Annotated in this window: 12 protein-coding genes and 1 tRNA gene; 4 read left to right on the top strand and 9 right to left on the bottom strand. The window is 54.0% G+C overall.

Annotated elements, in window-relative coordinates; translation table 11 throughout:
* Positions 1-3: 3 nt before the first annotated feature.
* From RUE5091_RS13515 to RUE5091_RS13495, 5 genes are all read right to left on the bottom strand, one after another.
* On the bottom strand, positions 4-378 hold the full coding sequence (locus RUE5091_RS13515) for a rhodanese-like domain-containing protein (protein ID WP_058282448.1): 375 nt from the start codon (positions 376-378) through the stop codon (positions 4-6).
* Positions 379-457: 79 nt separating this feature from the next.
* Positions 458-1,810, bottom strand: coding sequence for an HlyD family type I secretion periplasmic adaptor subunit (locus RUE5091_RS13510; protein ID WP_058282447.1), 1,353 nt, complete (start codon positions 1,808-1,810; stop codon positions 458-460).
* A gap of 11 nt (positions 1,811-1,821) precedes the next feature.
* On the bottom strand, positions 1,822-3,957 hold the full coding sequence (locus tag RUE5091_RS13505) for a type I secretion system permease/ATPase (RefSeq protein WP_370732280.1): 2,136 nt from the start codon (positions 3,955-3,957) through the stop codon (positions 1,822-1,824).
* A 140-nt stretch (positions 3,958-4,097) separates the two neighbouring features.
* Positions 4,098-6,083: a hypothetical protein gene (locus RUE5091_RS13500; RefSeq protein WP_058282565.1), complete on the bottom strand. Its 1,986-nt coding sequence runs from the start codon at positions 6,081-6,083 to the stop codon at positions 4,098-4,100.
* 130 nt (positions 6,084-6,213) lie between these two features.
* Positions 6,214-8,358 (bottom strand): hypothetical protein, encoded by a 2,145-nt coding sequence (locus RUE5091_RS13495; RefSeq protein ID WP_058282564.1) that lies wholly within the window; start codon positions 8,356-8,358, stop codon positions 6,214-6,216.
* A gap of 612 nt (positions 8,359-8,970) precedes the next feature.
* On the opposite strand from RUE5091_RS13495, the gene RUE5091_RS13490 reads away from it, so the two are divergent.
* On the top strand, positions 8,971-9,729 hold the full coding sequence (locus RUE5091_RS13490; RefSeq protein WP_058282446.1) for a helix-turn-helix transcriptional regulator: 759 nt from the start codon (positions 8,971-8,973) through the stop codon (positions 9,727-9,729).
* Complete coding sequence (locus tag RUE5091_RS13485) at positions 9,698-10,219, top strand: hypothetical protein (protein WP_243470784.1); 522 nt, start codon at positions 9,698-9,700, stop codon at positions 10,217-10,219. The genes RUE5091_RS13490 and RUE5091_RS13485 overlap by 32 nt, the downstream gene beginning before the upstream one ends.
* Positions 10,220-10,337: 118 nt before the next feature.
* On the opposite strand, the gene RUE5091_RS13480 is transcribed toward RUE5091_RS13485, so the two are convergent.
* Positions 10,338-10,422 (bottom strand) — tRNA-Leu (locus RUE5091_RS13480).
* Positions 10,423-11,978: 1,556 nt separating this feature from the next.
* Here RUE5091_RS13480 and RUE5091_RS13460 point away from each other — a divergent pair.
* Complete coding sequence (locus RUE5091_RS13460; protein WP_058282441.1) at positions 11,979-14,036, top strand: DEAD/DEAH box helicase; 2,058 nt, start codon at positions 11,979-11,981, stop codon at positions 14,034-14,036.
* 495 nt (positions 14,037-14,531) lie between these two features.
* Here RUE5091_RS13460 and RUE5091_RS13455 read toward each other — a convergent pair whose 3' ends face one another.
* From RUE5091_RS13455 to RUE5091_RS13445, 3 genes are all read right to left on the bottom strand, one after another.
* Positions 14,532-15,716 (bottom strand): aminotransferase class I/II-fold pyridoxal phosphate-dependent enzyme, encoded by a 1,185-nt coding sequence (locus RUE5091_RS13455; protein ID WP_058282440.1) that lies wholly within the window; start codon positions 15,714-15,716, stop codon positions 14,532-14,534.
* 541 nt (positions 15,717-16,257) lie between these two features.
* Entirely contained in the window at positions 16,258-16,647 is a 390-nt protein-coding gene (locus RUE5091_RS13450) for a VOC family protein (protein ID WP_058282439.1), read from the bottom strand.
* Between the two features lie 397 nt (positions 16,648-17,044).
* Positions 17,045-18,895: an adenylate/guanylate cyclase domain-containing protein gene (locus tag RUE5091_RS13445; protein WP_058282438.1), complete on the bottom strand. Its 1,851-nt coding sequence runs from the start codon at positions 18,893-18,895 to the stop codon at positions 17,045-17,047.
* 466 nt (positions 18,896-19,361) lie between these two features.
* On the opposite strand from RUE5091_RS13445, the gene RUE5091_RS13440 reads away from it, so the two are divergent.
* Positions 19,362-20,153, top strand: a complete 792-nt coding sequence (locus RUE5091_RS13440; RefSeq protein WP_058282437.1) for an inositol monophosphatase family protein — start codon at positions 19,362-19,364, stop codon at positions 20,151-20,153.
* The last annotated feature ends 5 nt before the right edge of the window (positions 20,154-20,158 follow it).

The following is a 20,158-nucleotide window of genomic DNA, read 5'->3' as shown; positions in this document are numbered from 1 at the left end:
CCGCTAGGCCGAGACGTCACCTCCGCCATTAATCCAATCGGGCAATCCGCCAAGGTTATAAACTCGCTCATACCCCATATCTTTCAGCAGCTTACCAGCTAACGCGGCGCGACCACCGGCAGCACAATAAAGGACGATCGGACGATCTTTGCGAAGCTCGGGGTCGTGGGATTGCAAGGTATCATCCGCGCGAAATTCCAACATGCCGCGCGGGACGTGATGGGCGCCATTGGCCCGGCCGCTTTGCTGCAATTCAACGGCATCACGTACATCCAGTAGCAATCCGCCCTGCCCCAAGATCTGCTGGGCAAAAGCGGTATCCACACGTTCGACGACCGCATTCGCAGCCTCCATCATGTCTTTTACGGTCAAGGGCATCGGCAATCCTCCGGTGAAAGTTACCAGAGGTTAACATGCAAAAAATGGAAGGTGTAGACCACCCGTCAGGCCAGCCCCTTTATTGTTCGCGAAAGGCGCGCGACATGCTGTCTGTCACAGGTTTCGCGATATAGGCCGCAAACGTCCGCTCTTCGGTCTGGATCATGATCTCGGCTGGCATACCCGGGGTTGGAATAAAGCCTCGCACTCTCTCGATCTCTTCGGGTTCAAGCGAGATGCGGGCCAGATAAACCTCTTGCGGCGCACCGGCGCCGTCTTCGATCACCGAGTCCGCCGACAGGTAGAACACTTCACCTTGCAGCACCGGCGTTGTCCGCTGGTTCAGTCCCACCAGGCGCACAGTCGCGTACTGCCCAGTCACAACGCTGTCGATCTCAGTACGTGGAATTTGTGCTTCGATGATCAGTGGGGCGTCTGCGGGCAGAATCTCGGCGATGGGTTCACCGGTTTCAATCACACCACCAGGAGTATGATAGTGCAGCCGCACCACCGTCCCGGACACCGGAGCCCGCACAACTGCACGGTCCAGAACGCTGCGGGCCTGACGGGCTTTTTCACGGACACTTTCCAGATCGGCTTCGATCACGCCTAGCTCGTCCAACGCAGCCTCGCGATACGCGGCACGGGTACGATCAATCTGTTCATCATACTTCAGCAACATCTGGTTGATTTCGGCCGCTTCGGCCTGCAGACGCGCCTGTTGACCTTCCGCCTCGGCCTGAACCCGGCGTATCGTGTTCAACTCACCTTTGCGCACAAGACCTTTTTCGAATAACGCCTGCTTGGTTTCGAGTTCTTCCTGCAGGATTTCGGATCGCCGCACCATGCTGTCTAGCTGTGCATTGAACCCGCTGGAGCGAATTCTAAGGGCTTCCATGTTGCGTTCGAGCAGAGCGATGTCGTTCAACAGCGTCTTGCGGGACAGATCAAAACTGATCTTTTGCCCGTCAAGAATGGTCAGTACTTCTGTATTGTCCGCGCTGGCCGTCAATTCAGGGGAAAACTCCAACCGCTGCAGTTCATTGTATTCAGCATTCAGGCGCTCGGACATGGCCTGCAGGCGGATTTTTCGGACGAACAACTCACGATCATTGGCCTGGGCCGAAGTCTGGTCCAGCGTCATCATAACTTGTCCGGCTTTGATGGCCTGACCTTCGACAACCTGGATTTCTTGAATGATCCCTCCTTCCAGGTGCTGCACGATCTTGTTGCGGCCGGTAGCGACAAAACTGCCCTGCGCGATTACAGCAGCGGCCAGTGGCGCGCTGAACGACCAGACGCCAAAACCGCCAAAGCAGACAATCAGCAAAAACAGCCCAATGACGACCAAACGATTGATCGAGCGCGGAACCTCAGCATACCAAACGGCCGGGTCTTTGGGATCATTGTTCACGGGTACCAGTTCATTCATATCGCACCCCCTTACTTCTTTTGAATGCCGGGCTGACTACTGCGCGACCCATTTAGTTGTTGCAGAACTTGTTCGCGCTGACCGAACAGAGCCACACGGCCATCTGTAAGCAGCATAATCTTATCAACCACGTTCAGCAGCGTTGGCTTCTGCGTGATTACCACCACGGTAATCTTGCTATCTCTGGCCTGTGCGATAGCCCGTGCCAGCGCCTGGTCACCGGCGACGTCCAGGTTCGAGTTCGGCTCATCCAAAACCACCATACGCGGATTGCCAAAGAACGCCCGCGCCAGCGCGATGCGCTGTTTCTGCCCGCCGGACAAGGGCGAGCCATCCGCAGCCACCACGGTTTCATAGCCTTGCGGCAATGTGGCGATCATGTTGTGGACGTCGGCCAGTACAGCGGCATCGTGGATCTGTTCATCAGTCGCATCATCCCGCATCCGGCCGATATTGTCCTTGATCGTACCGGGGAACAGCTGCACGTCTTGCGGCAGATACCCGATACTTTCGCCAAACTGGCGCGGGTCCCAATTGCGGATATCCATCAAATCCAGCCGGACACTACCGGATGTGGGCAGGATTGACCCAACCAGCGTTTTGCCCAGCGTGGTCTTACCCGCGCCCGAGTTGCCGATGATGGCCAGTGTCTCACCCGGGTTGAGCGAGAAACTGATGCCGTTCAGCACAACGCGTTTGGTTCCGCCCGGCACATAAAGAAGGCGTTCTACGTCCAGACGTCCTTCGGGGCGCGGCAGGCGCAGTTTTTCGAATTGCAGGGCGGAGTTAGAAAGCAATTGATTGATCCGGCCATAAGCCCCGCGGGTCAGAAGGAAACCGTTCCAGCCCTCGATCGACCCTTCTATCGGAGCAAATGCGCGACCGGCGATGATCGAGGCCGCGATAACCATACCGCCGGTAATCTCGCCCTGCAGCGCCAGAAATGCGCCCCAGCCCAGAATGCCAATCTGCGTCAGCAAACGTACTGCCCGCGAAATGGCAGCGAAGATCACGTTCCGGTCCTGTGCGCGAACCTGCCATGTTAGGGATTGCGCAGTGTCGCGGCCCCAAATGCGTACGGCTTCGGGGATCATGGCCATAGCATTGATGATCTGACTGTTTCGCGACATCGAATCCAGATGCATGTTGGCCATGGATTGCGCCTTGTTTGCTTCAGCAAAGGGTTTGGCCGTCATCCGCTGGTTGATGAATGCGATTGTCATCAGCAACACCGCCGTGACCATCACGATCATCCCAAGTTGCGGGTGAACCAAGAAGATCATCAGGATGAACAATGGTGCGAATGGCACATCCAGAAAGGAAATCAACGTGCCCGAAACCAGAAAGCCCCGCACCTGCTGCAAATCGCCCAGCGTCTGATACTCTCGCCCGGTTCCATGCAACGAAGCATGCGCCGCCGCACTGAGAACCGGGGCACCCAGGCGGGCCGCCACCTCAACCGCGGTGCGCATCAACATGAAACGCCGCACCGCATCAAAGGCGGACTGGAATATCACTGCCCCGGCCACAATGGCTGTCAGCATGATCAGCGTATCCAGTGACCGGCTGGTCAGGACGCGGTCGCTGATCTGAAACAGATAGATCGGGATCGCCAGGATCAGAACGTTCGTCGCGCACGTCAGAACCAATACAAAGGCCAGATTGCGATAGATCGCCCGCAACGAGGTGCGCAGCGTCTCTTGGAAATCCTCTGGCGGGGTCCGCTTGTGAAATGTTTGGGGTGGCCCTTTGCCATCGCCGCCACCAGAATTGCTGCGCAGCATTGGCTCGTTCGCTTTGGCCTCGATAGTGGTGCCCATGCGATCACCGCCATCCGAGCGCGACGCGGGGGGTATACGGTCGCTCGTCTTGTTGACGGTTTCAGGATCGGGGCCCTCGACGTCGGCCACCCCATCACCGCTGCCCTGTTGGTCACTGTCTTCGGCAGGCTGCGGCTGCTTATGCCGAACAGAAGGTCCGGCACGCAGGTTCGGTTCGTCTTTTTCTTCGTAATATTCAGAATCTGATTTCACGGTTTTGTCGGCACTCGCATCGCTTTTGACGACCGCCTCCCGTTCACCGTTTTGCGAATTGCTAACGCGAAAATCGTCGCTTAGCCGCAATCCGGGGGTTTTTTTCCGTTTCAAATCAGATGTGCTCGCACTTGGCGGCTTGGAAACGGCGCCACCGTTACGATCCAACGGACTGGCGTATCGTCTCGGGCGCGACGGAAATACAATCGACATGTCAAAACTTTCAAGTCACTCGTAACAAACAAACAGGGTTACTACGCTAGCATAGATTGCAGGCCGTCGTCGATGGTGGCCGCTTCAGAGGACGTAAGATTGTTGTGACCCGGAGCATTTTCAGAGTTGCCCGGTCCATCGACATCTTCCATCAGAAGTGCGATCGCTTCATTGACGAGTTCGGCATTTTCCTCTTCCGGACTGTCGATCAGACTTGCCTGATGCAACATGACATCCGAGTACGCTTCTTCTTGCGCCATCACCACGGAATCGACACCTACTTTCGTCACATTGGCCGAGTTCAAAAGCGCATTACCGGCACCCAACCCGGACACTTCTTGCCCACCAGGGTTTTCGACATAGATATCGTCGCTATCCTGCAGCATGGTGACCTGATCAATGATGTTGACCTGCAGCAGGTCGCCCTCGATCTTCAGAACCCGTACCAGTTCCGTCCCGGCAAACAACGGATCGTTCAGTAGCGCGTCCTCCAGCGCATCAGTATCGACCTCTTGCAGAGATACCGTGCTGGCCAGGTTTTCGCTGAGCTCTTCGTGGGTATCTTCCCCTTCTGTCGTCAACGAAACCTGATTCATCACCAGATTGTCTTCTGCTTCGGTCGGATTGGCACCATGGACCACGTCATTGTCCAATAGAACAATAGTTTGTGTCACAACGTCGACCGAGACCATGTCGCCACCGATAATGATCACATCATAGTAGCTGCCTAACTCAACAACGTTGGCCACGTTGGTCATGGTGTTGTCACCCAACGTATAGGCCGTAGACGATGCGGTGATCTCGGTTGAGATGTGGTCGATATCCGTCGCGTCGATCGTCTGTTCAATGAAATTGGTTACCAGTAGGTCGCCGGAGATCCAGTCGATGGCGACAATCGGTTCTTGTCCGGGGTCTTCGGCAACATTGTTTGCCACCCACGATGCTTCATTGGCTTCGGTCGTGATATGCGAAGACTGGACCACATTCGTTTCACTTTGCACACCATCCGCACCTTCGTCGACGTCGCTGACGACAGCGACCTGGCTGACGACGGTCAGATTAACGGCCTGTCCACCGACCACGATATTGGGCGCATCGACCCAGCCGACGGTTACTGCAACTTCGTTGACGGCTAAGTTGCCGCCAGCAACTACCGTATGACCATCCACAAATTCAGGGTCCTCGGATTGGTTCCATTCGGCTGGCAATGCCTCGGCATAGTCGTCCTCGGCGACTTCATCATCGTCTGTGTCTTCCGCTACCAGATCCTCTTTGTGGTGCTCTGGTATGAGATCCAGAAAATCCGGCAGTTCGTCGACATGTTCGCCATTCACGATCATGCCTGTCGCGTCCTCGCCATGAAACTGATGTATCGTGGCACCTTCGATTTCGACATTTATGGGCGACTGCATCTGTTCAATGAGTTGCTCAACAGCCTCGCCGGACTGGTAATCCTCGATATGGATCGACGGGGCCGATACGGCATGCAGGGACATTGCTATGTCTTGCAATGCTTCGGCGTGCTCCGTCAGCGTTTCGATTTCGCGGAATTCGCTCTCGCCTATGACATCATTGTCGTTCAACTGGATCTTCTGCACCGTGTAGGTGACCGCCGATCCAATCAGATCACTGATATATTCAGGTTCCTGAACGATAATTTCATTATTTATGACGATCTGCGTAAAAGAGCTAAAGCCTGGCGCATCTTCAGGCAGGCTGAAATCAGGACCGAACGACGTGCTGGGTGCCTGACCTGTATCATCATTCAAGTTGGATACTGTGGTTGGTAGGGGCGTATCAGCCTGCGCAGACACAAAAGTGTATGGGGCTGGACCAAATTCGCCCGGGTCCAACTCAAGCTGCGCTTTAATGTTAACGCGGGTTGGATCTTCCAGTTCCTCAAGCTCTGCCTTCCGGCGCTGAGCCACAAATTCTTCATAAAATTCACGCCAACGGGCCTGTTCGGTCGTAAGCTCAAAAGTACCAACAAAATGTGCAATTTGTTCCGTAATACTGTCGAGTGCCATATTGGTTTCCTTTCCCCGCACCGGCATAAAATTTCCGGCTTAGGTTAAGTTGGGCCGAGGCCGCAAATTGCGCCCCCGGCGATTTTCTTAAGGGATCAGAGCCCACCCGAGCGGGCTCTGCCTTTGATGATCAAACGTCGGTGTCGTCGCTGGAATAGCTCGACGACATGTTACCGCCGACCATGGTCGTATCGACCGAGTTGCCCAGAACGTTGGCACCCATGACGATCGACTGGTTGAAGGCCGATGTATCGACGACCGCAGCAGCCGATGCATAGGATTCACCGTTCACGATGCCATCGCCACCATTGTTCGAACCCCAGTCACCGGCATTACCGCCAGCGCCACCGTTACCCGAATACGCGCCTGATGCGTCGCCACCCTCTTGCGTGCCGCCTTTAGTGGCACCGATATCGAGGTTGACTTTGGAATCGCCGCCTTCGCCACCAGTGGCTTGTGCAGCACCGCCGCCGCCACCAAAGCCGGACTTGGCCATACCGTCCGATGTACCATATCCGGTAGCCGTTGAATCATTGTCCGAGCTTCCGGCACCGCCATAGCCCGAGATTGCATCGGCAAGGCTGTCAGCAGAACCATCAGTATCCGCGGTCGCGAAGATGTTGGAATCTGCGCCGTCACCAGCGTCATTGTCCGCATCGACAGAACCGGTACCACTGCCATCCGACGTCGCATCCAGATCAAGTGCGCCACCGCCGCCGCCAAAACCGTCGGCCATAGCGTCTGCAGATCCGTCAGCATCAGCCGAACCATCGGTATCGTTGGTCCCACCGGCTCCGGCTGCCGAGTCTGCGGTTTGATCGCCAAAACCCTGAGCATCCGCGTCCGCATCCGCATCCGCATCCGCGTCACCGCCGTCACCCGAACCACCGGTACCTTCGCCGCCGGTTCCACCACCAGTACTGGTGTCATTCATAGCGTTTCCGCCTGGGCCAGCGCCGCCGTCGCCGCCGCCGCCTTGCGGTCCTTCAAAGAACTCAGGACCACCGTCTCCACCGGCTCCACCGCTACCAGCACCGCCAGTTGCGTCGTTGTTGTCAGCGTCGCCGCCATTGGCATTGCCGCCATCACCGTTACCGCCGTCACCGCTGGCATCGCTACCAGCAAGGCCGCCTGCAAGGCTACCTGCAAGACCCAGACCCAAGTTGCCAGCGCCGCTGTCGCCGCCGTCTGCGTTTCCGGTCGAAGAGTCATTGTCGGCATCGCTGTCCTGATCAGCATCAGCGTCGGAGTCGTTGCTTCCGCCGGTTGAATCACCGTCATTGCCAGCGCCCGAAAGACCAACACCCAGGCCCAGACCGATTGATCCGGCGTTGCCACCGTCACCACCGTCACTGTCAGAATCCGACGCGTCCGAAGAACCGTCATTGTCGGCACTCGAGTCGGCATCCGCACTGCCACTGTCGCCACCGTCACCGGAGCCATCAGAGTCCGCGTAGCCTTTACCGACGTTCAAGCCCAAGTTCGCTGCGTCACCTGTGTCGCCGCCGTCACCAGCGTCTGCGTCAGCGTTAGCGTCACCAGCGGTGCCACCACTGGCATAGGCATGGGCACCTTCGGTTTGCGATGAGGCGTCGCCGCCATAGGTTGTGCCGCCGTCACCGGAGTCACCACCGTCCGCGTGCGATGCGATACCTTCAGCAGCATTGGCTTCACCACCCCAAGCATCACCATTCTGTTCGAAGTTGCCAACGTTCGACACACTAGCATTGCCCAGATGGTCATCATCATTCAGTTCGGCAATCTGGTTGTTGATGGCCAGCATGTCGTTGCCTTCGCCATCTAACGAGATATCCAGGTTCATGTCATCACCCGGATCATAGTCAAAGTCGTTTCCAACCGTGATAACGTCTTCGACCGAGCCACCATCGTACACGTCAACATCGACATGATCGGTGTCATCAGGACGGAGACCATCCTCGCCAAAGTCGATGCTTACAGAGTTCGAGTTGTCATTGCTGTTGTCGTTGTCACCATTGTACTGGTGCTGGTCCTGATCCTGGGTCTGATCCTGATCCTGGGTCTGGTCCTGATCCGCAGTTTGCTCCTGATCCTGGGTCTGGTCCTGATCTTGGGTCTGGTCCTGATCCTGGGTCTGGTCCTGATCAGCATTTTGTTCTTGCTCATTCAGGTTCGCATCAATTTCTGCATCTTCGACATTCACGTCTGCATCGATATGAACATAGGCCTCTTCGACCTCTACTTCGCCGATGGCAGTGATATCATTTACGGGTTGTTGATGGTTGCGTCTACTCATTTCAAAATTCCACTTTTTAAGCGCCCAACCGTCATTCATCTACAAAACGGTAAACAGCGCGGTTAAAACAAATTTGAAGCATTCAAGCGCTAAACGCGCATGAAGCGGGCTTATAGATATGAGTTCTTCTGCCACCTCCCTTTCCCGGCTAAGCCGATGCGCTGTCCGCGATATTCAAGATTCGCGTAAATTCGCGAATCGCAGACACGTCAGGAACCAAGCTTCCCAAATTGAAGCAGAGTCATGGTCGCAGCAGGAGGACTGTCTGAAAAGCTGCCCTAAAGCATTAGTTATCTTATCCATTTGATTTATTTGCGTTATTTTTAAGTTAACCCAAAATTAACAGGCAAAACCACAAAAATGAGGCGGAAATTCGACCGATCGGTTAAATCCATAATTTTCCACTATTTTTAAGAGAGGTCACTTGGTGAACCTAACCAAAAGTTCTAGACCTAATTGGCAGGACAATACGGATCATTGAAGAAAATTAGTCTTTCAGGTATAGTTATATAGTTTCTTGAGATTTTCGGTTAATTTGCCGTTAATTTGTGTTTCGATTGTTGTTTACGATTTCGCCACCGATTTTGTGGCGAGGGTTCATAGGGGGAAATAATGAGCAATCCGTTACAGGATAGTGTTGCCCAAATAGATGTTTGCACCGAAGACTTCTCGATTAATTTCATCGGCAAGGAACTCTTTTTCTCAAACCAGACTTTACGGAGTGTTCAGTCCGAATTCGGTGTGGCCGCGCACAGGTACGATGACATCGCCCACCTGAAATCAGCCAATTTTTCAAATTCAGCCACAAGTAACGTCGTTGTCGTCGACCAGATCATGCTGGACGATTTGCTGGCGCGCCCGGATGTCTATACCGAAGCGAACGGCTCGGGTTGTCTTGCCTTTGCATACCGCAAAGAAGACACCGCGCGCTCTTTGTTTGAAAACTGGGACCGCGGACAGTTCGGGGATATAGGGTATTTGCCCATGAATGTCGCCCCGGATGTATGGCGCTCGATTCTGCGTCTGCTGATGCATGAAGAGCTCTATTTGCCCAGCTTTCTGGCCGATTGCGTATCCAATTCGCGACCCCGGAACAAACCTCGCGTGGTACATGAAAAACCTGCAGAGCCGAAACAGAAACTGAATCCGATTTATTCGCGACTGACACGGCGGGAAAAACAGGTTCTGCATCTTGTGTCCAAAGGACAGAGCAACAAGATTATTGCCTTGAATCTGGGCATTACCGAACACACGGTGAAACTGCACATGCACAATGTTGCGGGAAAGATCGGTGTTAGTAACAGAACAGCGGCCGCTCAATTTTATTTTGAAGTGGCCCATGATGAAGCGCACGGCCAGACCGTTGAGTGAAACACTGGAAAACCGTTTTGACCGTCTGATTCTGCTGGTCGGAAAACTGAACTACATGTGGACCAACACCGAAAGCCTGTTGATCCACATGATCGCGGGCCTAAGCGGTACGCAGAAGGATGTGGCGGTCATCATTTTCCTGACGCTCAACACAACACGTGCCCGGATCGACCTGGTTGAGCGTCTTGCCAAGATGGAAGGCCGCCCTGCTGAGATCCGAGATCCGATCCTGGCGCATACGCATCGGCTGACCAAACTGTCTTCTATTCGGAACAAGTTCAACCATTGTATTTATTCGTTCGATGCTGACAGCGGTAACCCCAAGACCATTCTGATGCGCATAGCTGATCGAAAGACCGATATTAAACTGGGGCGCGAAGACACCGTTGATGAACAGGCCATTCAGGAAATTGAGAATATCGTTTCGCAATTGTCGGCGGCAAACCGTGATATCTGGCGCCTGATCACTCAACTTGGTTTTCCTGTCTGACCGCCCGTCATCCTTCCAATATCAAATGCCCTAGCGATCAAACTGGAATAGTTTTTCATCTGTTTTGGCGCCCTTCCGGTGAAGACGGGGCCAGACTTGGATTCATATTGGGAAAGTTTGGTGCGGATGGCGGGGATCGAACCCGCAAGCCCTAGGGCGAGGGATTTTAAGTCCCTTGCGTTTACCAGTTTCGCCACATCCGCATGCCACCTAAGCTTTAATGCGGGTGACGTCTGAAACTCTTACTGCCAACCAAACAGATTGAAAAGCCGCTAAGTTGGCCTCATCAAGAGAACCGACAACATTCCGGTTAAACCTAGTTTGCACATGTGGGCCATGAAATGAACGCGCAAACGATTTTTGACGATCAACCTTCTGGTCGCGCGTTCATCTGATTGCCAAACGCTGTGCGGTTGCTCCGCAGAATCAGAATTCGCGCGCAAGGGTTGCATGCATCGAAGTGCTTGGCTACTCCGGGTTTATCTGATTAAGGCGAAATATTGAGTTCTCCGGGTTTCCCCATGCACAAAGAGCAGAAGTCATTTCAAGACCGCATCACAAGCATCAATCATCGCGCAGAAGTCGCCGCCAGCAAAGCCACTCCGCCAAGAACCGATAGCATCTGGAAACGGTTGTCCTACCCCGGCTCTTTCATTGTTGCATTCATTCTGGGTGTATTGGCGGTTTTTTTGACACGCTATTTTCAGTCGCAGCTGGTCAACGTACCCGGAACTGGGCAACCCGGCATGTAAGACGCCGTCGGAATTGTACTGGCAAGTATGGCGGGCTTATTTGTTTCAATGTTTTTCAAAGGCAAACAAAAGGAATTCGCCAGCGCCTGTACGCTGGGTGTTTTGCTGACAACATTTACTTACCACAACGCAATTTGGGCCTATCCGGACTCTTTCGAGCGTATTTACGGACCCGATTGGGTCGAATTCGTTCAAGGTATTACGAAACCTTCCAGCATCTACTTGTTCGGAAATTCCATCGAATTCAGCTAGACGATCATCAGGTGAAACTCGCTTGATTCAAAGGGACCTGAACCAGGCCGGTTAATCAAAAAGAGCTCTTCGACCGAACTATCCATTTCACTTGACTGTACAAACCCCATCTCCCGGCGAATTTGACTGGGGGTATCTTCTTGCCGCCTTGGCTCTGGGGTTGTCACAGATTTTCCTCGCTATTTCGATGGCCTATGATGCGGTCATGATCGTAGTCGTGATTTACCTTCTATTTTGGGTGCGGCAGTCCTTCACTGCGATAGCGGCAGGTCAAGATCAAATTCAGGATGGTTCCAGAATCAGCGCTTAGCTGATGTTTCGTCAGGGCCTGCTCACGGTTTTTCAAAACCCAAAGGCCGCGTTATTCTAATTGGTCCTATTCCCTCAGCTTCCGGACCCTCACCAAGGCTCGGGGGTGCTTCAAATCATGGTACTCGCAATGATTTTGCTCCTTTCGGCATTGTTGATCTACGGTGGGGTGATTGTCGTCATAGCAAAATCAAAAAAAACAATTTCTCAGATTCCGACAACCAGAAGGGCTGACCAATATTTCACGGGTCTGGTCTTTTGTGGGCTGGCGATCAATACAGCAAATCACGACACGCATTGACGGTGGAATCGCAGCGGCCATTGACTGCGCCGGTGCGAAAGTTGGTTTCCTTAAGTTGATACAATCTCTTTCGGGCGCACATTACGGGCTATACATCTGAACCAAATACCACTATCGGCTAGTCTTTCCCCGCATTTGGTGACCTATGCAAGATTTCTCTGCCCTCCCGAAAACCCTAGCCGCAGCGCTGTCCCAAAAAGGCTATAGCGGCTTGACGCCAGTGCAAGAGGCTGTGTCAGAAGAAGCGTTGGCAGGAAAAGATCTGCTTGTCTCTGCGCAAACCGGTTCCGGCAAAACCGTGGGCTTCGGGCTGGCAATGGCGGAAGAACTTCTTGATAAGGACGGTCGATTTGGCCGACCAGCGGCGCCATTGGCTGTGGTCATCGCACCCACGCGCGAACTGGCCTTGCAAGTTCGGCGAGAGTTCGACTGGCTGTTTGCTGAGGCCGGGATAGTCACTGCGTCGGCAGTAGGTGGTATGGATATGCGCACTGAGCGCAGGACGCTTGAGCGCGGTGCACATGTCGTTATCGGCACGCCTGGGCGGCTGCGCGATCACATCTCACGTGGGGTGATCGACCTTAGCGATTTGCGGACAGTTGTCCTCGACGAGGCCGACGAAATGTTGGACATGGGGTTCGCTGAAGACCTTGAATACATCCTTGATCAAACACCCAAGAACCGGCGCACCTTGATGTTCTCGGCCACTGTTCCGCGAGGCATTGCCAAGCTCGCCCAGACTTACCAGAAAGAAGATGCGCAGCGGATCAAGGTCGGAAGCGCAGAAGCGCAGCATTCGGACATTACCTATAGTGCCCTGAACGTGGCCCCGTCAGATGTCGAAAAAGCGATCATCAATCTGCTGTGTTATCACGACGTTCAGACCGCAATTGTGTTCGCCAATACCCGATCCATGGTTGCGCGTCTGACCGCGAAATTCTCTAATCGGGGATTTTCTGTCGTCTCACTGTCGGGAGAGCTAAGCCAGGCAGAGCGCTCCAATGCGATGCAAGCCCTGCGTGACAGGCGCGCGCAGGTCTGCGTTGCGACGGACGTAGCCGCCCGCGGCATTGATCTTCCTGGGTTAGAGTTGGTGATCCATGCTGATCTTCCTTCAAATTCGGAAACATTGCTGCATCGCTCTGGACGCACAGGCCGCGCCGGGCGCAAGGGAACGTCCATCTTGATCGTGCCAGGTCGGCAACGCTCAAAGGCGCAGCGCTTGCTGAAGACAGCCAAGTTAGAGGCCGTATGGGGCGTCCCGCCCTCTGCGGATGAGGTGTTTGCACGGGAAGAAGAACGCATTATTTCCAATCCCGCCTTGGATGAGCTGCCAAGTGCCGAGGAAACAGCGTTTGCTGAACGGCTGCTCAAGGGAAGAACTCCAGAGCAGGTCGCCGCAGCCTATTTGCGCCTTTACCGCGAGCGCCACTCGGCACCTGAAATCCTAAGCACGATGCCAGAGTCCGAAAAACGCAACACTGATAGGCGCGCAGCATTTGGGCCAAGCACGTGGTTCTCACTTTCTTTGGGGCGCAAACAACGTGCAGAGCCGCGTTGGTTGTTGCCAATGCTGTGCCGCAACACGGGTTTATCCAAAGACGCCATCGGCGCAATCCGCGTTCAATACCAAGAAACCTTTGTCGAGATTGCCAATGATGCTGTGCCTGCGATGAAACAGGAATTGGGGGCTGAACTAACCATAGAACAAGGTGCAACACTGACTGAGCTGGCCGGCACACCAGATTTCGATGCCTCTCCTAAAGGGCCGCCGGCGGCACCTTATTCGTCAGGCGACGCAGCCAAATACCGAGGACCTCGTTCAGGCAAGCCGCCAAAAGCTGCGCGCGGCTCCGAACATTCCGACCAAGATACCCAGAATGCATTCGCTCGCCCAAAGGGCAAAGGGAAACCCGCTGAAAGCACATCGAAAAAACGAGCAAGCAAAGACAAGTCCAAACAGGGTAAGGCTCTGCAGGCACAGCCGACAAGCGAGCTGGCAAAGGCAAAACCACAACCCGCCACGGCGGATGAGAAGCAGCAAAAACGAGACAAGAACGCTTCTGACCCATCCAAACCTCTGAGAGCACGAAAGGCGCTTCAAAAGACCAACAACAAAGCCTCAAACGCGCCGCGTTCAAAAAACAAAAACGGCAAAGGCGGAGAAGCTAGACCTTTCCGCAAGCCTTCTAAGAGAAATTGAGCACCCAGGCACCTATCAATAAGCCTGTTGGAAGATATCTGCGGATTATCCAAAGAATAGTGATTTGGCGCAAATATTCGGCCCAAAGCGACCGCTCGAACAGCGTCGTATTTCCGGCGTCGCAGCCTACATTGCGGCTATTCCCTGCAAGAGCAAAGTCGCGGGCCGTTCACCTAATCACCACTTTCGTTGGCGCCGCCAACAAAAAGGATTGCGTCGGAACCCGCTTTTGTCAGGAGCCCAAAGATTTCCGGCCGTAATAGAAGTCAGGTCATTTCAATAAGTGATGCGCAAATTTGTCGCCATTTGGCTTGTTCCAATCACGGAAAATCTGATCCAAAGCTGCCTTCCGCAGCTGAGTCAAAATGCTGCGTCGCGACCCGTCGAAACGAGGTATTCGCTGCGCTAGCATGATCTAGCGTCGCGCGAACTCACACATCACGAACTAAGCTGTAATTTTTTCGATATGCCTATCACTCGCTCGGACGTCAGCTCTCATTCCAGCATTAGGTTCGCGGCAGCCTGAAATGCAGGCATTGCGTTTTCTATCATTTCGTCAGTAGCAGTAAGGCAAATACGAAAATCCGTTGGCCGGTCGAAAACTGTTCCTGGCATCACATAGACGCCGCGCTTTTGAAGACATTCAGCAAAGGCATCGCTGTCACCGCCCGGAGCTCTTCCCCACAGATAAAAGGTGCCTTCAGGCTTTGTCATCCTGTATCCCCATTGGCCAAGAGCACTAAGCATACGTTCACGTCGGTTAGCCAGGGCAGCAATGTCGATTGAGACGTTTTCAAGATCTGGCAGCGCATAGATCAATGGAGCATCCGGGACATTCCAACCATCCGCCATTTGCACTGCAAACCTTAGAGTTTGAAGCTCTTTTCGTTCCGCAGCAGGTAAGGTTGGAGAGATCGCAAGATAACCAAGACGCAGACCGGGTGCGAGAAGAATTTTCCCATAGGAATAGTCGATCAGTGTGTGTGGATAGACAGCCGCCGGTGTCGTAAATCCAATACCGTCAAACCGAATGCGGCGGTAGGGTTCGTCAGACAAAATCCAAATTCGATGACCGATCTCAGCTGACTTAACCTCGAGCAGATCGGAGAGCTTTTGCAGATCAGAACGCGAGTAAATGCGACCTGTCGGGTTGTGAGGCGTATTAACAACCACGATCTTGGTACGCGGGGTAATGGCATTAGCTATAGCCTCCAGATCAAGGTCAAAACTGTCTGGACCCAGAGGCACCTGCACCTCTTTGGCGTCGGCAGCGGCGAGCATCGGCCCATAGCAGAACCAGCCCGGCAGCGGCACGATGCATTCGTCTCCGGGTTCAAGAAGCATGGTGAAACACATCTTGATGGCCCCAAAGGCACCTTTGGTCAGCGCGATGTCTTCCGCCTCAAACGGAAGCCCCAACTCCTTGGACAAGGCGTCTGCCAGAAACGCACACGGGTCCGCTTCGTTGGTCTTATACGCGAACCAATCCACGCTCTGAGGTTCGGCGTGCGTCTTCAGCGCATTGACTACACTGGGCAAAGGCATTTCATGCGGATTGCCAAACGTGAAATCTGCGACTGCTGGCGTTTCCTTCACTGCTGCATTGTAGGTTGTAAAGAAGGCTTCGACTTTCTGGATGGAATGCGCAGCAGCGTTTGCACGGCGGGCAGTCATGGACATTGAACGCTCCTAAAAAGATGTCGGCCCTGCGAGCACAGAACGGATACTGTATTGTCGAACAGAATATAGATACCAGTTCCGCATTATTTTGCAGCCTTTTTCACCATTTGACTTGTGTGCCTTCAAAGCCCACGCCTTGAAACTAATTCCTTATTCGCCTCGGAACCGGCATCCTCATCTATGAACAGCAGGGTCTATTGCCATGCAAAATTTACATCGTCGCTTCGGAAAGCTGGACCAGAAAAACTCTAACTTTTCGAATACAGCCAATGGAATTTTTTGGGTGAAGAGTGCATTCGCCCATTCCAGTTAATCCTAGAGCACAATTGCGGAGATCACTTCAGATGGTCCCCCTGTTGCAATTGTTACCGGTGCTAGCGGAAGTCTCGGCTCAGCAATCCGACGTTAAGTGTCTGCAATCAGTCCGAACCGGACATTCAATACTTTAACTTTGCCAATAGGGCTTTGCGGAGTTAGCGGCCAATTATTAGCCTCGACGACGTCAGGTCTCACGAATCTGGCAAAATTTCTGTTTTGATGATCAAATATGCAATTGGACGAGCTGTATGAGATTTCCGCAGGTATCGTCAAAGACGGCCATCGTCGCGCCGCCTGCTTTCACAGGAGGTTGAGTAAACTCAACGCCAGCTGCCTCAAGTTTGGCAACCTCTGCCTCAATATCATCAACGCTGAATGCTGAAACCGGAATGCCATCGGCCTTGAGTGCTTCCTGATAGTCGCGTGTTGCCGGATGTGCGTTTGGCTCTAACCCCAATTCCACACCTTCGGATTCTTCCTTCGAAACCAATGTCAGCCAACGATGTTCACCCAGAGGGATATCGTGCTTCACAACAAAACCGAGTTTGCTCGTGTAAAAATCGAGAGCTTTAGACTGATCGTCAACAGCTATACTCTTCATGTACATTTTCATCTGGCATCTCCTCTTGAGAATAGTTCGACCCACGGGTTGATCGCATCGGCAATTAGCGCTGCAACCAGGGTGTGAAATTTTTTCGCCCTTGCCATGCTGTGGCGACAAAACCGGCCTGCTTCAGCGTATTCAGATGCTTTGTGATGCCTTGGGGAACTGATCGTTTTGACCCAACAGATCGACATCCTCAAGAAACTCAGCGAACCCGCGCATGTTTGGCAAGAACCCAACAAATCTGGCAACAGTTTCTGGGTCCTGAGTTCATTTAGGTTCGTGCAGGACGCAGCAATGTAGGCATAGCAGCGACTGCCGGGCGGATACGCTACTGAGGGCAGATACTGCGTAGACCCGCCAATTTGAAGAGCCCCACAACCGAACTTCAGACTGGACCAACGCATTACTGTTCCGGAAGCCCTGCCGCGCGAAGACCTTTTTGGAAGCGTTCCTGTCCGACAGGGTCGTTGATCTGGATGAAGCTTGTCGAGATGCTGGCATCGGGCATGCGCGCCAGAATGGCATTGACCGTTTCAAGCGCCTTTTCGTCCTGTCCGAGCTGACCGTAAGCCGCAGCACGCCACCACAGGTTCCCGATAAACTTTGGGTTCTTGATGCGCGCGACTTCAAGATGTTCCAGCGCCTCTGCATAGCGACCTTGCAGATAGATGGACTGACCTAGCAACTGGTCCGGTAGCCAGCTGTGATAGGGGTTCAAACGAACCGACAGGTTCAGCAACTCTTCTGCTTCCACACCGCGGCCAAGAAAAATCAACGCCAAAGCAGATCGGGTCAATAGATGCGGATGGGCCGGTTCAATTTCCATCGCACGCCTGAATTCCACCAGCGCACCTTCGTAATCGCGCAGGTTCAAAAGCGCTTGCGCGAGTACTTGGTGTGAATACCAGTCATCCGGAGCCAGCCGGACAACCTCACGGCCAATTTCGAGTGCCCTCTCCAGCGCGGCTTGCGGATCATCTGCAAGCCGGAAGTACCCGGTTTGTGTTTCAACAAAGCCGAGCAATGCCTTTGCCCTGACGAAATCGGGATCCAGGGCCAAAGCCTGTTGCGCCAAAGCCCGCGCGCTTTCGTAGGAAACCGGCGTGTTGACCCAGCTTGCCTCATCTGCGCGCGCCCAAAGCAAAAAGGCTTCCGGATTTTCTGTAAAGCGGTGCGGGTCTTGTACGCGCTCAAGATCTTCTGACAATTGCTGGGCAAGCTGCGTGACAAGTGCATCCTGCAAATCGAACACATCTTCGGAGGCCCGTTCGATACGGTCGCTCCACACAATGCGCCCGGACAAGGCGTCGATCAACTCAGCATCAATGCGCACCCGATCACCGGCGCGGCGCAAGGTGCCACGCACGACCTGCGCCACGCCAAGCTCCTCAGCGACTGTCGCGGGGCTGGTCGTCTGATCGCGATAGCGTTCGGTAGAACTACTCGCGATCACAAATAGGCCCCTGACGCGTGCAAGGCTGCGGGTCAGGTCTTCGCTCATGGCGCGCGTGAGCAGCACGTCGTCTTCTGAGCTGGATAGCGATCTGAAAGGCAGAACCGCGACCGAGGGTTCGTTAGGCAGCATCAGCTGCATCCGCGACAGCGACGCCGGCTCGACATCTGCGGGCCGCGTGCGATCATAAGCCAGCACGCCGCCAAACAGCAGAGCCAACGCCGCAACAGCGACGAGAAGCCATCGCGGTAACCGCCGCGCCGCGGTTAGTGTCTGAGCGGATGGCGCACTGCCCTGTTCGCCCACACTGAACACACGAACCGGGCGAGAGATGTTCTTGACTTCGACCTCCCCCAGATCGTGCAGCGTCACGTTCAGCTTGTCTCGGATCTGATCTCTGGCCGAGCGCGAGATTGCGATTCCTCCGGGCTCCGCCAAGGCCTCAATCCGCGCGGCGACATTGACCCCGTCGCCATGCAGATCATCCCCCTCGACGATCACATCGCCCAGGTTGATCCCGATCCGAAGAACCAAGTCACTTTCATCCGAAAAGCATTTCTGGATCACCCCAGCGCAATCGACGGCCTCGACTACCGAGGCGAACTCGGCAAGAAACCCATCACCCATCGTCTTGAAGAGGCGCCCTCGATGACGTTCGAGCGCCGGGGCGATAATCTCGTCAAATGCCATGTTAAGTTTCGCGCGTGTCCCGGTTTCGTCGCGCTCAATTAATCCAGAATAGCCTACAACGTCGGCGGCGAAGACCGCTGCAAGTCGACGCTCAATTCTCTCTTCAGCCATACAAGCCAACCGGTGAAATCATGCGATACTATTACTGCAAAATGTTTGTGGCGCATATGCATATTGTGAGGACAAACATTTAGGGGCGCTCATTCCCTACTGTCTTCGCGAACGCCGCATTCTCATTCTTTCCGGGTCCGAATTTCGGCTTCTGGGCTCCAGCCGCCATCAGACGCGGTGCGGTATCTTCCCGGCACTTGCCTCAAGATTCTCTGTGGATGGCCCAAAGTGGACCGTCGCCACAACTTCAATCGCTGCGATGCAGCGCTCCCTAAGGTCGACGTTGGTCACGAGCAATGTGCGGCTCCACTGCGCGGAGGTGAATGAGTGCTTTAACGGGCATATTCTTTTGGCCGAATCTCAGGGGACTCGAAGACATTTGGTTTTGGCCTAACAAACTCTGTTTTGTCTTCCGACATTCAATCCCTTAGAGGTGGCGTTGCATTTAACAGAAATGAGCGTTCCTATGCATAACATCACTGCACGAAAAAACTTTGCCGTTGCGATAGCCAAAGAGGCGGGCTCGCTTGCACTAGAGTACTTTGCAACCAGAGATACCTTGGTCATTGATCAAAAAGGCGCGCAGGACTGGGTCAGCGAGGCGGATCGCAACGTCGAAACCTTTATTCGTCAAAAGATTGTGAACTCTTTTCCCGATGATGGAATTTATGGCGAAGAACACGCGGAAAAAGCTGGCTCCAGCGGTTTTGATTGGGTAATCGATCCGATTGATGGGACAACAAACTTCGTCAATGGCATTCCGGCTTGGACGATTGTCTTAGCGGGAGTTTCGGACAATCAGACGCAGATCGGTGTGATATTCGAGCCAAACGTTGGTGAAACTTACGTGGCGGTACGAGGCGAAGGCGCCACTTTGAATGGACACGCCATGCAGGTTGCCTCAAGCGTGGAACTGGCAAGTGGAACCGTCTCGATTGGCTATTCGAACCGGGTCGAAGCATCAAAAGTCATTCCGGTGATTACGGCCCTTATCGAACGTGGCGCTCTCTATCATCGCAATGCAAGCGGTGCGCTTTCGCTGGCCTATGTCGCGGCGGGACGTCTTTTAGGGTACATTGAAGAGCACATGAACGCCTGGGATTGCCTTGCCGGTCAGTTGATGATCGCCGAAGCAGGTGGCGAGATCGAGGATCAAGACGCCGACCGGATGATCCGGGACGGTGGTCGCGTGATCGCTGGTACGCCAGCTGTGTTCGAGACCTTGAAAATGATCTGCGACGACGCTTGGAACGAATGACGCCT

This window comes from Ruegeria denitrificans (assembly GCF_001458295.1).
In the GTDB taxonomy this organism is placed as follows: domain Bacteria; phylum Pseudomonadota; class Alphaproteobacteria; order Rhodobacterales; family Rhodobacteraceae; genus Ruegeria; species Ruegeria denitrificans.
The sequence above is the reverse complement of the archived record's forward strand: the minus strand, read 5'-3'. Positions and strand labels throughout refer to the sequence as shown.